Consider the following 14,306-nt stretch of genomic DNA (forward strand, 5'->3'; position numbering starts at 1 on the left):
GCGCAGATGTGATCTGGCCGGATATTCACCGGGCATATGTGCGAGTTTTCTCCAGCGCGTTTCGTGCTAATGCCCGAAGTCTGCCGCCTGGCGGGTTTTTATACTGGTTAAAACGATAATCGCCAGGAAATAAGTATGAATATCAAACCGGAAATTCTTGTTATCACAGAAATTCCCCAACCGATGATCGATACCCTCGAACGTCACTTTGTGGTGCACAAATACTGGCAGCAGGACGCCGAAACACAGTTGCGCGACCATGCGCCCACCATTCGCGGCGCGTTGACGCGTGCGGCGAAAGGCATCAGCACGTCGCTTATTGAACAGCTTCCGGCGTTGGAGGTGATAAGCGGTTTTGGCGTTGGTGTGGACGCGACCGATCTCGACACCTGCCGCCGCCGTGGCATTCATGTCAGTAATACACCTAATGTGTTGAATGAGTGTGTGGCCGATACCGGGCTGGCGTTGATGCTGGCGGTGACGCGCAAAATTTGCGAGGCCGACCGTTTTGCCCGCGCGGGTGAATGGGAAAAGGCAGTTTTCCCCGGCGCCTGGAAGATGAGCGGCAAGCGCTGCGGCATTGTCGGGATGGGGAATATTGGTCATGACGTCGCGCAGCGCGCAGCGGCGTTTAACATGCCGATTCACTATTTCAGCCCGCAAGAAGCGCGTAACAGCACCTGGCAACGCCATGACTCGCTTGTTGCGCTGGCGAAAGCGGTGGATTTCCTGGTACTGACGCTGCCTGGTGGGGCGAAAACGCATCATGTGATTAGTCGTGACGTGCTGGAAGCGCTGGGGCCGGACGGCATTTTGGTGAATATTGCACGCGGCAGCGTGGTGGATACCGAGGCGTTAATCGCCGTGTTGCAGGAGGGGAAATTGCGCGGTGCGGGGTTGGATGTGTTTGAGCAAGAGCCGCATATTCCGCCCGCGTTGCGCGATGTGCAAAACGTTGTGCTGCTGCCGCATATTGCCAGCAACACGGCAGAAACGCGCCAGGCGATGGCGGATCTCACCATCAATAATCTGGTGAGTTATTTCAACGACGGGAAGTTGTTGACGCCGGTGGTGTGAGTTTTGCCGGGTGGCGCTACGCTTACCCGGCCTACGAATCACATTGGGCAACATCGCCGGGTGGTGCTGCGCTTACCCGGCCTACGAATCACATTGGGCAACATCGCCGGGTGGTGCTGCGCTTACCCGGCCTACAAAACCCTTTCGCCATCAGGCGGCTTTTTTGAATTTCCAGCCAATCAACAGCAGCACGATCCACGCAAAACCCACATACAGCGAAATACGGGTATCCGGGTGCCAGCCTATCAGCGCGATGATAAACACCAGGAAAATCAGCCCGGCGACGGTGGTTGCGACACCGCCTGGCACTTTGAATTTCAATGCCTTGACTTCGTCAGCCGACAGACGACGGCGGAAACCAATTTGCGACAGCAGGATCATGATCCACACCCACACCGTGGCGAAGGTCGCCAGCGAAGCAATCACCAGGAAGACGTTTTCCGGCATGATGTAGTTGAGGTACACCGCCAGCAGCAGCGCGAGGGTCATCACCAGCACCGTCACCCACGGAATACCGCGACGAGACGTTTTGGCGAACATCTTCGGCGCGCTGCCCTGCTCCGCCATACCGTGCAGCATACGCCCCACGCCAAACACATCGCTGTTGATCGCCGAAAGCGAAGCGGTCAGCACCACAAAGTTCAGAATGCTGGCGGCAAATGTGATGCCCATATGCTGGAAGGTCAGCACAAATGGGCTGCCATCGGTACCCACTTGGTTCCACGGATAGATGGACATAATCACGAACAGCGTGCCGACGTAAAACACCAGAATACGCATCGGTACAGAGTTAATGGCGCGTGGAATCGATTTTTCCGGATCCTGCGCTTCACCGGCGGTGATGCCGATGATTTCAATGCCGCCGTAAGCGAACATCACCATTTGCAGCGCCATGACCGTGCCGATCCAGCCATTACTGAAGAAGCCGCCATGGCTCCACAAATTGCTGATCCCGGTCGGTTCGCCGCCGTTGCCAATCCCCCAAATGATGATGCCGAAACCGGCGACGATCATGATGATGATGGTGGCAACTTTAAAGAAGGAGAACCAGAACTCCAGTTCGCCGAAGACTTTCACGCTCATCAGGTTGATGGCGCAAATCAGTAGCACCACGCTGAGTACCCAGATCCAGTGCGGCACGGTCGGGAACCAGACGCCCATATAAATGCCAAAGGCCGTGACGTCGGCGATGGCGACAATCAGAATTTCAAAACAGTAGGTCCAGCCGGTGATATAGCCGGCCAATGGGCCGAGGTTTTCTTGCGCGTAGCGTGAGAAGGAGCTGGCGGAAGGGTTATGCACGGACATTTCGCCCAGCGCTCGCATAATGATATACGCGGCTACCCCGCCGATAATGTAGGCCAGCAACACACTTGGCCCGGCCATTTTGATGGCGTCCGCAGAGCCGTAAAACAGCCCGGTGCCAATCGCTGATCCCAGCGCCATAAAGCGAATGTGGCGGGTGCTTAGCCCACGCTTCAGCTTATTCGTACTTTCCATCGTTTCCACTGCCGTTATCCAACACAAAAATAAAAAACCACGGAGTGCGCTACCCCGTGGTTGAACTCACCGTGTTTGCCGCTGTTAATGCGCGCTGGAAGTCACCGGACGTCCTGCCGCGCGATCCCAGACTGCCGCCAGAATCACCATGACCAGGCTCGGCATCAACCAAGCCAGCCCCTGCTCTGCCAGCGGTAAGCGCTGAGTCCAGGCAGGAAGGTGTTCAGCAAACGCGGACGCTTTCACGCCGTCGAGGATACCAAAAAGCAAACTGATAAACATGGCCGGTGCGATAACGCGGGTTGAACTGTGCCAGAACGAGCGGCTAAAGCTCAACACCACCAGCACGATGCACGGCGGGTAAATCATGGTCAGCACCGGAATCGAAATCTGGATCAGATGGCTCAGCCCCAGGTTGGAAACCGCCATTGAGAAGATACCCAGAATAAATACCAGGCTGCGATAAGAGAGCGGCAGATACTGCGCGAAGAACTCGGCACACGCACAGGTCAGGCCAACCGCAGTCACCAGGCAAGCGATGAAAATCAGCGCTGCCAGCAGGAAGCTGCCCGCACCACCGAAGGTGTGCTGCACATAAGCATGCAGGATGGCCGCACCGTTAACGGATTGATCAACCAGCGTGGAGCTGTCGGAACCGAGACGGAACAGCGCCAGATAAAGCAGCGTCAGACCAACGCCCGCCATCAGGCCAGCCCAAACGGTATAACGGGTCAACAGACGCGCTTCGGTCACACCACGCGAACGGGCGGCATTCACGATAACAATACCGAAGACCATCGCACCCAGCGTATCCATGGTCAGATAACCGTTCACAAAACCGTTAGAGAATGGCGCGGTCTGATAGGCCTCCAGCGCGTGGCTGATCGGGCCGGCAGGCCAGACGATAGCGGCAACGGCAAGAATTGTCAGCGCAATGATTTTCAGCGGCGCGAGGAAATTGCCGACGGTATCCAGCAGTTTGCCCGGATAGAGCGACACCAGGATAACCAGCGCGAAATAAACGATGCTGTAAATCAGCAGCGGCAGTGCGCCGTCGCCGGTCAGCGGTGCGATACCCACTTCAAAAGAGACGGTCGCGGTACGCGGCGTCGCGAACAGCGGGCCAACCGCCAGATAGCAGACCGTTGCCAGCAACACGCCCGCCACTTTACCAATCGGCGTGCTCAGGCTGTCAACGCCACCGCCCACTTTCGCCAGCGCCACCACGGTCAACACCGGGAGGCCCACCGCCGTGATCAAAAAGCCAAAAGCCGCCGTCCAGACGTGTTCACCCGCCTGCAAGCCAACCATGGGAGGAAAAATGATGTTACCTGCGCCTACAAAGAGGGCAAAAGTCATAAAGCCCAGAGCAACAATGTCGCGTGGTTTTAAGTGATGGGTCATAAGTTTTTACTGCCTGTGGATGTGGTGTCGTAAAAATGATGATTTTTTCGGCTCTTCCAACCGAACAATAACGTAACAATATCGCGTTAAATCAGCGGGAAATGCTTCAAGTACAGCGCGGCGAAGAATAGTTTTTCGATTTACCACGCAAACACAGTCGGTCTGACAATGTCTGGGGCGCAATTTAAACGCTTATAACGTTTAAAGGCAAGTCGGGATCGCAAAACCAGATGGTTATACCACACAGATAAATAAAACCAGTGAAATACTCCATTTATAAGAAAAACACATGGCTGATCATGCGAACAAAAAAGCAGCAAGCGTACAAAATACGTTTAAGGCGAAGCGGATAACGAGGAACAGCGGCCCGTTGTCGCAGGCCGCTGGAAAGATAAGCTGACAGAAAGGTTACGTGACGGCGACTTTGGCAACCAGGCGTTCCGGCAGGACAAAGCTAAAACGCGTGCCTTTGCCTGGCTGGCTTACAATATCAAGACGGCTATCGTGATGATTCACCGCGTGTTTCACAATCGCCAGCCCCAGGCCGCTGCCGCCGGTTTGCCGGGAACGGGCTTTGTCAACGCGGTAGAAACGCTCGGTCAGGCGCGGAATATGCTCGGCGGCAATGCCCGGCCCGTTATCCTGCACGCTGAATTCCGCACCGTGCGGCACAGGCTGCCAGCGCACAATAATGTGCGTTCCGGCGGGCGTGTGGTTGACCGCGTTATAAACAAGGTTGGAAATCGCGCTGCGTAGCTGCTCTTCGTTGCCCAGCACTTTTAGATTGCCGTCGACTTCAAAACTAAATGTGTGTTTTTGCTGGCTAAGGGTTTGCGCTTCGCGCTCCACAACCCGCAGCATCATCGGCACATCAATAATTTCATTGGGCGGCAAAGTCGGCGCGGCTTCAATCTTTGATAGCGTCAGCAGCTGGCGCACCAGCCCTTCCATCCGCGAGGTTTGTTCCCGCATGGTGTGCAGCGCTTTTTCGCGCGGTGCACCTTCCAGCGTTTGCTCCTGCATCATCTCCAGGTAGCCTTGCAAAACCGTAAGCGGTGTACGCAACTCGTGGCTGACGTTGGCAAAGAAGTTGCGCCGCGCACCTTCCAGTTGGTGCATTTGCGTGACATCACGCGCCACCATCAACAGCTGCTGCTCGCTGTATGGCATCACGCGGATCTCCAGATGACGCCCGGTATTGAGCACCAAATTGAGCGGTTTGCCGAAAGATTGCGTCTTCAGGTATTGAGTAAATTCGGGGTAGCGCAACAGGTTCAGGATGTTCTGACCATTATCGTCCGGCCAGCGCAGCCCGAGCAGTTGTTGCGCAAGGCCGTTACACCAGAAGATCATGCCCTCTTCGGTGGTGAGAACCACCGCATCCGGCAGGGATTCCGCGCCGCTGCGAAAGCGTTTAATCAGATTACCCAGCTCGCGACGGCGCTTTTTGTTACGCATCTGCATCTGGTGCAGGCCGTATAACAACGGTTCCCAGCTTCCTGTGCCGGGCGGCGGCGTCATACTTTTATCGACCCATAACCACCAGGAAAGACGTAACAAATTCCAGAAATGCCAGATCAGCAGACCGATAACCGCCGCGAGTAAAAACCAGGGCAGATGACCGAAAATCGCGCCGAATATAAAGGCGGGGATACAACAAAGGAGGAGCTCCAGCACCAGCCTTTTCCATGACAGCCGTTCCAGCACGCATCACACTCCTGTCAAATTTCAGAAACGGGTCGAAAAACGATATCCCGTGCCGCGCACTGTTTGCACCATACGATCGTGCCCGCTGTGTTCCAGCGCTTTGCGCAGACGGCGAATATGCACGTCCACCGTTCTGTCTTCAACATAAACATTGGTTCCCCAGACGTGGTTCAGCAGTTGTTCACGGCTGTAAACCCGCTCCGGGTGGGTCATAAAGAAGTGCAGGAGTTTAAACTCGGTCGGCCCCATATCCAGCGGGTTTTCGCCGGTCATCACGCGATGTGACGATGGGTCGAGGCTTAGCCCCTGCATTTCGATAACTTCTTCCACTGCCATCGGCGAAATTCGGCGCATTACCGCTTTGATTCGCGCGACCAGTTCTTTAGGTGAAAAGGGTTTGGTGATGTAATCGTCCGCGCCTGTTTCCAGCCCACGAACGCGATCTTCTTCTTCCCCGCGCGCCGTCAGCATCATCACCGGAATATCACGGGTCATCGCTTCACGCTTTAGATGTTTAATAAACTGGATGCCAGAACCGCCGGGCAACATCCAGTCCAGTAAAACCAGATCGGGCCAGGGTTCATTAAGTTGGTTCACCGCGCTGTCATAATCTTCAGCTTCCACCGGTTGAAAACCATTTTGCTCGAGCACGAAGCAAACCATTTCACGGATGGGTGCTTCATCTTCTACGACCAGAATTCGTCTCGCCATGATTTGCCCTGTTTTAATTAGTCATCTGTATAGATAGCGGCGCCATTATGCGTCAGTTTTATGACAGATTTATGAATAAGATGACCGCCATATGACTCCACTCGAAGAAGTGTGACAGCGCAAATTTGTGCCTGGATATGTCCCTTATCTGCTTAATGTTTATAATCCCCTTTACGCTTTTTTGCCACGGACCCCCTATGCGCATCATTCACACGTCAGACTGGCACCTGGGCCAAAATTTCTACAGTAAAAGCCGGGCCGCCGAACACCACGCCTTTCTCGACTGGCTACTCGCCACGGCGGAAAGCCACGAAGTGGATGCGATAATCGTCGCCGGGGACATCTTCGATACCGGCTCACCGCCGAGTTACGCGCGCGAGCTTTATAACCGCTTTGTCGTCAAGCTTCAGCAAACCGGCTGTCAGCTGGTGGTGCTGGCCGGAAACCATGATTCCGTGGCCACCCTCAATGAATCGAAAGAGATCCTCGCCTACCTGAAAACCACGGTGGTTGCCAGCGCGGGCATCGAACCGTTTCTGCTTTACCGCCGTGATGGCGCGCCCGGTGCCGTGTTTTGCCCGGTGCCGTTTTTGCGCCCGCGCGACATTACCGTCAGCCAGGCGGGGCTTTCCGGGCAGGAGAAACAGCAACATCTGCTGACTGCCATTACCGATTACTACCAACAACAATTCACCACCGCTTGTACACTGCGCCGCGAACAACGTTTGCCGATTATTGCCAGCGGCCATTTAACCACCGTTGGTGCCAGCAAAAGTGACGCGGTACGTGATATTTATATCGGCACGTTGGATGCTTTCCCTGCACAAAACTTTCCGCCCGCCGATTACATCGCGCTGGGACACATTCACCGGTCGCAGAAAATTGGCGGTCAGGCGCACATTCGTTATTGCGGCTCGCCGATCCCGTTAAGTTTTGATGAAACGGGCAAAAACAAAAGCGTCAATCTGGTGACCTTCACCGATGGCAAGCTGGCGGAAGTGACTGCGCTGGAGGTTCCGCCAACCCAGCCGCTAGCGGTAATAAAAGGTGATTTTGCGGAGATTTGTCGCCAACTTGAGCAGTGGCGCGATGCCCCGGCAGACACGCCGGTGTGGCTGGATATTGAAATTGTCAGCAGCGATTATCTGGCGGATATGCAGCGAAAAATTCAACAAGTGACCGAGGATTTACCGGTGGAAGTGTTGCTGGTTCGCCGCAGCCGCGAGCAGCGGGAGCGCATTCTCGCCGGGGAATTACGTGAAACATTGAGCGAATTAAAAGTGGAAGACGTTTTTGCCCGCCGCCTCGCGCAGGAAGAACTCGACGAAACCCAAACCGCGCGTTTACAGGCGCTGTTTAGCGAAACCTGCCAGGCGCTGGATGAGGAGCAAGACGCATGAAAATCCTCAGCTTACGCTTAAAAAACCTCAATTCGCTGAAAGGCGAGTGGAAAATCGATTTCACCGAAGAGCCGTTCGCCAGCAATGGCTTATTTGCCATTACCGGCGCGACCGGCGCGGGGAAAACCACGTTACTGGATGCGATTTGTCTGGCGCTGTACCACGAAACGCCGCGCCTGAGCACCTTGTCGCAATCGCAAAACGATTTAATGACCCGCGACACCGCCGACTGCCTGGCGGAAGTGGAATTTGAAGTGAAAGGCGTCGCTTACCGGGCGTTCTGGAGCCAGACCCGCGCCCGTGGGCTGGCGGATGGCAACTTGCAGGCGCCGCGCGTCGAGCTTGCCACCTGCGCCGACGGCAAAATCCTTGCCGATAAAGTGAAAGATAAACTCGATCTCACTGCCTCGCTCACCGGGCTGGACTATGGGCGTTTCACCCGCTCGATGCTGCTGTCACAAGGCCAGTTCGCCGCGTTTCTCAATGCCAAACCCCGCGAACGCGCGGAGTTGCTTGAAGAGCTAACCGGCACCGAAATTTACGGGCAAATTTCGGCGATGGTGTTTGAGAAACACAAAACCGCGAAAACCCAGTTGGAGAATTTACAGGCGCAGGCTGAAGGCGTTGTTTTACTCAACGATGAGCAGCGCCAGCAGCTTACGCAAAGTTTGCAGGCACTTACTGACGAAGAGCAAACCTTGCTGGCCGGGCAACGCGCCGTGCAGACGCAGGCGCAATGGCTGAACCGCGATGCGGAATTACACGCCGCGCGCGGGCGGGCGCAGGCCGCGCTGGCGCAAGCACAGCAGTCGCTGGCCAGCGCTCAGCCGCAGTTGGCGGCACTGGAACGGGCACAACCGGCGCAGCAGTTGCGCCCGCTGTGGGACAGGCTCGAAGAACAACGTAAAGCGCTGGCGCGCACTCGCAGCCAGAGTGAAGAAGTGAATGCTCGCTTACATGCCAGCCTGTCGCTGCGCGCGCGCATTCGTTTTAGCGCGGGTCAGCAGCATGCCGCGTTGTTGGCGTCGCGAAAAACGCTGGACAGTTGGCTCACAGAGCATGCGCGTTTTGAGCGCTGGCAGAGTGAACTCACCGGCTGGCGCGTACTGTTCAATCAGTTAGAAGAAGAGAAAAAACAGTGGCAAGGCTTGCAACAACGCGTGCAAAGCCATGAAGCGCGTTTGCGCACGCTGCCGACTTCGACGCTGGAATTAAGCAGTGAAGAGACGTCTGCCGCCATGGCGCTTTGCGCGCAAAACCGCCCGCTGCGCCAGCAACTTACCGCTTTGCACGCCCGTTTCGCGCCGCTGCGTAAGCAACTAACCCAGCGCCAACAAAGTTTGTTGGATCTGAAAGCGGAGCAGGAAAAGCTCAACGCCGAGTTGGCGCGTAAACGCGATCTGTATAAAGAAAAAAACCAGCTACTGAGCGAAGTGCGCACCATCTGCGAACTGGAAAGCCGCATCAAAGATCTGGAGAGCGAACGCGCGCGCCTGCAACCGGGGCACCCCTGCCCGCTGTGCGGCGCGACGGAACATCCGGCGGTTGCGCAGTATCAGGCCATCGAACCCGGCGTCAATCAGACCCGTTTTAACGCGCTGGATCTTGAAGTGCGCGAGATGAAAGAAGCTGGCGTCGCCTTGAGCGAGCGGCTTAAAGGGCTGAGCGAACGCTATGAAAAAGATGAGCGCGAAGCCAAAACCTTGCAGCAGGAAGAACAGGCCTGGTTAGAGGATTGGGCCAAAGCCTGCGCGATGCTGAATGTCACGCTTGAACCGCATCGCGATCTGACCAGTTGGCAAAGCGCGCAGGATGCCTATGAGCAGCAGCTTTATCTGCTCAATCAGCGCCAGACATTGCAGCAACAAATTACCGAATTACGCCAGCAAAGCGAGCAGTATCAACAGGCCGTCGCCAACCGTCGCGACAGCCTGGCGTCGGCCCTTGCCACACTGGATTTGGCATTGCCGCCGGAAGGCGAAGAGCCGCAGTGGCTGGCCGCGCGGGCGCAAGAAGCGCAACAGTGGCAGCACCAGCAGCAACAACTGGCCGCGCTACAGGAACGGGTGGCGTTGTTAACGCCGATTCTCGATACACTGCCGGAGGATGACACGCCAGCAGACGGGCAAACCGTGGCGTTGGAAGGCTGGCGAAAAGTGCATGATGAATGCCTGTCGCTTAAGAGCCAGTGGCAAACGCTGCAACAGCAACTGGTGCAAGAGTTCAACACGGAAAGCGCGCTGGAAAAACAATTCACCGACGCGCTGGTGAACAGCGTGTTCGCCGATCAACAGGCGTTTCTCAGCGCGTTGCTTGATGATGGCGAACGTTTGCGCCTTGAGCAGTTGCGCCAGAAGCTGGACGCCGATTGCCAGCAAAAACAGGTGCTGGCCGCCAGTGCCGAGCAAGCTGTTGCCGCACATCAGGCGCAGCGCCCTGCCGATCTGCAAGAAAATGCCACGGCAGAAAGCGCCGGGCTGGCGCTGGAAAATGTGTCGCGCCAGTTGCGTGAAAACACCACCCGCCAGGGCGAATTCCGCCAGCAACTGAAGCAGGACGCGGACAACCGCACGCGTCAGCAAACGCTGTTGCAGCAAATTGAGCAAGCCATCGCCCGCTGCGATGATTGGGGCCATTTGAATGCGCTGATCGGTTCTAAAGAAGGCGATAAATTCCGTAAGTTCGCCCAGGGTCTGACGCTGGATAACTTAGTGTGGCTGGCGAACAACCAGTTAACCCGCCTGCATGGCCGCTATTTGCTGAAACGCAAAGCCAGCGAAGCGCTGGAACTGGAGGTGGTCGACACCTGGCAGGCGGATGCAGTACGCGATACCCGCACCCTTTCCGGTGGGGAAAGCTTCCTTGTCAGCCTCGCGCTGGCGCTGGCGCTGTCCGATCTGGTCAGCCATAAAACCCGCATCGATTCACTGTTCCTTGATGAAGGTTTCGGCACACTCGACAGTGAAACGCTGGATACCGCGCTGGATGCCCTTGATGCGCTGAATGCTACCGGTAAAACCATTGGCGTGATTAGCCATGTGGAAGCGATGAAAGAGCGCATTCCGGTGCAGATCAAAGTGAAGAAAATAAACGGCTTGGGTTACAGCAAACTCGACGGGAAATACGCGGTTTTGTAGAAATATGAAGAGGTAGGCCGGATAAGGCGTCAGCCGCCATCCGGCGTCATTCCCGAAGAGCCGAACACCTGATGGCGCTTCGCTTATCCGGCCTACAGCCTACCTTTTTTATTCGTCCTGCGGCCAAAGCCAGGCCGCACCGCGCACGCCGCTTGAATCACCGTGCAGCGCTTTGCGGATCGGGGTTTCGCATTCGCCGCCAAACACCCAGTTTTTGATAAGCCCCGGCACCGTCTGATATAGACGCTCGACATTGCTCATTCCGCCGCCCAGCACGATCACATCCGGATCGAGGATATTCACCACATGCGCCAGCGATTTCGCCAGCCGCAGTTCGTAGCGGCTTAACGCCAGCTCGGCGATCGGATCCTGCTCGCTCACCAGGCGGATAATCTCGCTGCCCTTCAACGGTTGCCCGCTCAAGCGCTGGTAATCCGTCGCAAAACCAGTCCCGGAAATAAAGGTTTCAATGCAGCCCTGTTTACCGCAGTAACACGGCACTTCGGCGCGATAACGTAGCTCGTCATCATCCATCCATGGCAGCGGATTATGGCCCCATTCGCCCGCCGTGCCGTTGCCGCCAATGTGCGCGTGACCATTCAGCGCCACACCGGAACCGCAGCCCGTGCCGATAATCACCGCAAACACGGTTTGCGCCCCGGCCGCCGCACCATCCACCGCTTCGGAAACCGCCAGGCAGTTGGCGTCGTTCGCCAGCCGCACTTCGCGGTTCAGGCGCTGGCTCAAATCTTTGTCGAACGGTTTACCGTTCAGCCAGGTAGAGTTGGCGTTTTTCACTACGCCCGTATAAGGCGAGATAGAACCGGGAATCCCCATGCCGACCGTGCCGCGCTGGCCGGTCTCTTTTTCCGCCAAATCCACCAATGAAGCGATAAGCTCAATGGTTTGCTGATAGTCGCGCGGCGTGGGCTGGCGATGGCGGAACAACGCTTCGCCGCCCTCATCAAGCGCGATAATTTCAGTTTTCGTACCACCCAAATCGATACCGATACGCACATCAAACTCCTCATAGTGGACCACGCATTAGCATGCAACCGCGGCGACAATTCGCTATCATGCCCGCTGCATTTAACGACAAGGCCGTGGAAAAAATCATGCTGTGGTTCAAAAATTTAATGGTATACCGTCTCAGCCGCGATGTGGCGCTGCGTGCGGAAGAGATGGAAAAACAGCTTGCGCCGCTATCGTTTACTCCATGCGGTAGTCAGGATATGGCGAAAACCGGATGGGTTCCACCGATGGGCTCACACAGCGACGCGCTGACCCATACCCACAACGGCCAGATTATTATCTGCGCCCGCAAAGAAGAAAAAATTCTGCCCACCCCGGTGGTGAAACAGGCGCTGGAAGCGAAAATTTCACGCCTCGAAGCCGAGCAGGGTCGGAAGCTGAAAAAAACCGAAAAAGACTCCCTGAAAGACGAAGTATTGCACTCGCTGCTGCCGCGCGCGTTCAGCCGTTTCAGCCAGACGATGATGTGGATCGATACCGTTAACGGTTTGATTATGGTCGACTGCGCGAGCGCCAAAAAAGCGGAAGATACGCTGGCGCTGCTGCGTAAAAGCCTGGGTTCGCTGCCGGTTGTGCCGCTGGCGATGGAAAACCCCATCGAATTGACGCTGACCGAATGGGTACGTTCCGGCACAGTGGCGCAGGGTTTCCAGTTGCTGGACGAAGCAGAGCTGAAAGCGATGCTGGAAGATGGCGGCGTGATCCGCGCGAAGAAACAGGATTTGGTGAGCGACGAAATCGCCGTGCATATTGAAGCCGGAAAAGTGGTGACCAAGCTGGCGCTCGACTGGCAGCAACGCATCCAGTTTTTGATGTGCGATGACGGTTCAGTGAAGCGGTTGAAATTCTGCGATGAACTGCGCGATCAGAACGAAGATATCGACCGGGAAGATTTCGCCCAGCGTTTTGATGCCGATTTTATCTTGATGACCGGCGAGCTGGCGGCATTGATTCAAAATCTGGTGGAAGGTTTGGGCGGCGAAGCGCAGCGTTAATAGCGCGCTTCCAGGTCATGTAATATCGCGTAGGCCGGATAAGTGCAGCGCCATCAGGCATTTTTTTGCCGGATGGCGGCTAACGCCTTATCCGGCCTACGTGCAAATTACGCAGTGAGAAGATTACAAATAGCGGCAGAGATACGAACTCGGCTCAGCAACCTGCAAATGAAACTCGCTCTGGCCAGGCACATTGAACACTTCACCGGCAACGTAAGTTTTCCACTCGGTTTCGCCCGGCAACAGCACATTCAGCGCACCGCTGACGACCGTCATCTCTTCCGGCTGCGCGGTTCCAAAGGTGTATTCACCTTCCACCATCACGCCAATGCTGGCGCGGCCAGTGCTACTGCTGGTAAACCCAATGGACTTCACTTTACCGGAAAAGTATTCGTTACTTTGAAGCATGAACTGGCCCTTAAAAAAATGTGTGGAAAAACACTATAGAAGCCGGGCTTCGCTTCTGTCACGCTAAATTGCGCCGTTCTGCGGCCTAGACCAGCAGTTCAGACGCCAGTCGCGCGACCAGAACATTAGACAATAACACCGGGACATCCAGCGCTTTCTGGAGCAAATCTCGGTGCTGTTGATGGAACCCAAGACAATCGAGCATTAATACATCGGCACCGCGATCCAGCAACGCTCTTCCGGCGTTGATCAGCTCTGATTCACTCGCCAAAAAGGGGTGCGCCAGCTCAAAAAAGGGCTCTTTTTCGAGCACTTGCCACTTCTTTTGTTGTTGCGCCATCAGTTCAGGGATCGGCACGATGACGCCAACTTGATGGCCGTCGACGATGGAAGCCACCAGCGGAGGAATGATGCGTTGTGGTTCCAGAAGAATAGCGTTACGCGCGACGAAACCGCGAATATCAGCGGTACTCATTAACACGATGACTTCGTAGCCCTGGTTATCCAGCACTTCAATGACGCTTTGCAGATCGCGCTCGACTTTTTCTCGGGACACCATGCCGAGGCTGTCGTCGCTCAGACGTGTGGGGATAGCACTCTCCCCCGGATCGACGCAATAATCATTGCGTACATCGTCGGGGTCCATTTTACCCAGCAGGCTGATGTGGGTAATTTGCTGTTCTGGGACATGCTCTGTGAGGAGCGGGAAGATCTCTTTTACCGGCACCACACCAATGGTGAGGATCGCCAAGGTTGCACTCATTTCTGATTTCCGCCTTTCAACACTGCTTATTCTTATTGGTTCTCGCTACGGTGGTGAACCGATAATGCAGTAAGCCATCACCGCTCCCCTGTAAAGAGAACATGCCACTCCCATGTTCTTATAAATTCCAATACCAATGAATTTTAACCAGTGACTGGCATTCAGCCAGTCA

The 14,306-nt window shown here is 55.7% G+C and carries 11 protein-coding genes; 4 read left to right on the plus strand and 7 right to left on the minus strand.

What is annotated here, in order from left to right; genetic code table 11:
• Positions 1 to 135 precede the first annotated feature (135 nt).
• Positions 136 to 1,077, plus strand: a complete 942-nt coding sequence (locus AAEY27_RS16970) for a 2-hydroxyacid dehydrogenase (protein ID WP_342321946.1) — start codon at positions 136 to 138, stop codon at positions 1,075 to 1,077.
• 150 nt (positions 1,078 to 1,227) lie between these two features.
• On the opposite strand, the gene proY is transcribed toward AAEY27_RS16970, so the two are convergent.
• The 4 genes from proY to phoB form a co-directional block, all read right to left on the minus strand.
• On the minus strand, positions 1,228 to 2,577 hold the full coding sequence (proY, locus tag AAEY27_RS16975; protein ID WP_342321947.1) for a proline-specific permease ProY: 1,350 nt from the start codon (positions 2,575 to 2,577) through the stop codon (positions 1,228 to 1,230).
• An 84-nt stretch (positions 2,578 to 2,661) separates the two neighbouring features.
• Entirely contained in the window at positions 2,662 to 3,981 is a 1,320-nt protein-coding gene (gene brnQ / locus AAEY27_RS16980) for a branched-chain amino acid transporter carrier protein BrnQ (protein ID WP_342321948.1), read from the minus strand.
• A 408-nt stretch (positions 3,982 to 4,389) separates the two neighbouring features.
• Positions 4,390 to 5,688, minus strand: coding sequence for a phosphate regulon sensor histidine kinase PhoR (phoR, locus tag AAEY27_RS16985; RefSeq protein WP_342321949.1), 1,299 nt, complete (start codon positions 5,686 to 5,688; stop codon positions 4,390 to 4,392).
• Between the two features lie 21 nt (positions 5,689 to 5,709).
• Positions 5,710 to 6,399, minus strand: coding sequence for a phosphate response regulator transcription factor PhoB (phoB, locus tag AAEY27_RS16990; protein ID WP_007373472.1), 690 nt, complete (start codon positions 6,397 to 6,399; stop codon positions 5,710 to 5,712).
• 197 nt (positions 6,400 to 6,596) lie between these two features.
• Here phoB and sbcD point away from each other — a divergent pair, with 197 nt between their 5' ends.
• Both sbcD and sbcC read left to right on the plus strand, forming a co-directional pair.
• Complete coding sequence (gene sbcD, locus AAEY27_RS16995) at positions 6,597 to 7,799, plus strand: exonuclease subunit SbcD (RefSeq protein WP_342321951.1); 1,203 nt, start codon at positions 6,597 to 6,599, stop codon at positions 7,797 to 7,799.
• A complete protein-coding gene (gene sbcC / locus AAEY27_RS17000; RefSeq protein ID WP_342321952.1) occupies positions 7,796 to 10,936 on the plus strand; it encodes an exonuclease subunit SbcC in 3,141 nt (1,046 codons plus the stop codon). Before sbcD ends, sbcC begins: the two co-directional genes overlap by 4 nt.
• Positions 10,937 to 11,044: 108 nt before the next feature.
• Here the strand turns inward: sbcC and mak are convergent, their stop codons facing one another.
• Positions 11,045 to 11,953 (minus strand): fructokinase, encoded by a 909-nt coding sequence (mak, locus tag AAEY27_RS17005; protein WP_342321953.1) that lies wholly within the window; start codon positions 11,951 to 11,953, stop codon positions 11,045 to 11,047.
• A 98-nt stretch (positions 11,954 to 12,051) separates the two neighbouring features.
• Between mak and rdgC the strand changes: the two genes are divergently transcribed.
• Complete coding sequence (gene rdgC / locus AAEY27_RS17010; protein WP_342321954.1) at positions 12,052 to 12,963, plus strand: recombination-associated protein RdgC; 912 nt, start codon at positions 12,052 to 12,054, stop codon at positions 12,961 to 12,963.
• 123 nt (positions 12,964 to 13,086) lie between these two features.
• On the opposite strand, the gene ppnP is transcribed toward rdgC, so the two are convergent.
• Positions 13,087 to 13,371, minus strand: a complete 285-nt coding sequence (gene ppnP, locus AAEY27_RS17015) for a pyrimidine/purine nucleoside phosphorylase (RefSeq protein WP_342321955.1) — start codon at positions 13,369 to 13,371, stop codon at positions 13,087 to 13,089.
• Positions 13,372 to 13,456: 85 nt separating this feature from the next.
• The gene (locus AAEY27_RS17020; RefSeq protein ID WP_342321956.1) at positions 13,457 to 14,134 is read right to left on the minus strand and encodes an AroM family protein; all 678 of its coding nucleotides are present in this window, start codon (positions 14,132 to 14,134) and stop codon (positions 13,457 to 13,459) included.
• Positions 14,135 to 14,306: the final 172 nt, after the last annotated feature.

It is taken from the genome of Kosakonia sp. BYX6 (assembly GCF_038449125.1).
In the GTDB taxonomy this organism is placed as follows: Bacteria; Pseudomonadota; Gammaproteobacteria; order Enterobacterales; family Enterobacteriaceae; genus Kosakonia; species Kosakonia calanthes.

What these genes read in the sequence shown, in the direction of transcription:
- AAEY27_RS16970 (WP_342321946.1), top strand. Translation starts at nt 136, where the DNA reads ATGAATATCAAACCGGAAATTCTTGTTATCACAGAAATTCCCCAACCG.
- proY (WP_342321947.1), bottom strand. Translation starts at nt 2,577, where the DNA reads ATGGAAAGTACGAATAAGCTGAAGCGTGGGCTAAGCACCCGCCACATT.
- brnQ (WP_342321948.1), bottom strand. Translation starts at nt 3,981, where the DNA reads ATGACCCATCACTTAAAACCACGCGACATTGTTGCTCTGGGCTTTATG.
- phoB (WP_007373472.1), bottom strand. Translation starts at nt 6,399, where the DNA reads ATGGCGAGACGAATTCTGGTCGTAGAAGATGAAGCACCCATCCGTGAA.
- sbcD (WP_342321951.1), top strand. Translation starts at nt 6,597, where the DNA reads ATGCGCATCATTCACACGTCAGACTGGCACCTGGGCCAAAATTTCTAC.
- sbcC (WP_342321952.1), top strand. Translation starts at nt 7,796, where the DNA reads ATGAAAATCCTCAGCTTACGCTTAAAAAACCTCAATTCGCTGAAAGGC.
- rdgC (WP_342321954.1), top strand. Translation starts at nt 12,052, where the DNA reads ATGCTGTGGTTCAAAAATTTAATGGTATACCGTCTCAGCCGCGATGTG.
- ppnP (WP_342321955.1), bottom strand. Translation starts at nt 13,371, where the DNA reads ATGCTTCAAAGTAACGAATACTTTTCCGGTAAAGTGAAGTCCATTGGG.
- AAEY27_RS17020 (WP_342321956.1), bottom strand. Translation starts at nt 14,134, where the DNA reads ATGAGTGCAACCTTGGCGATCCTCACCATTGGTGTGGTGCCGGTAAAA.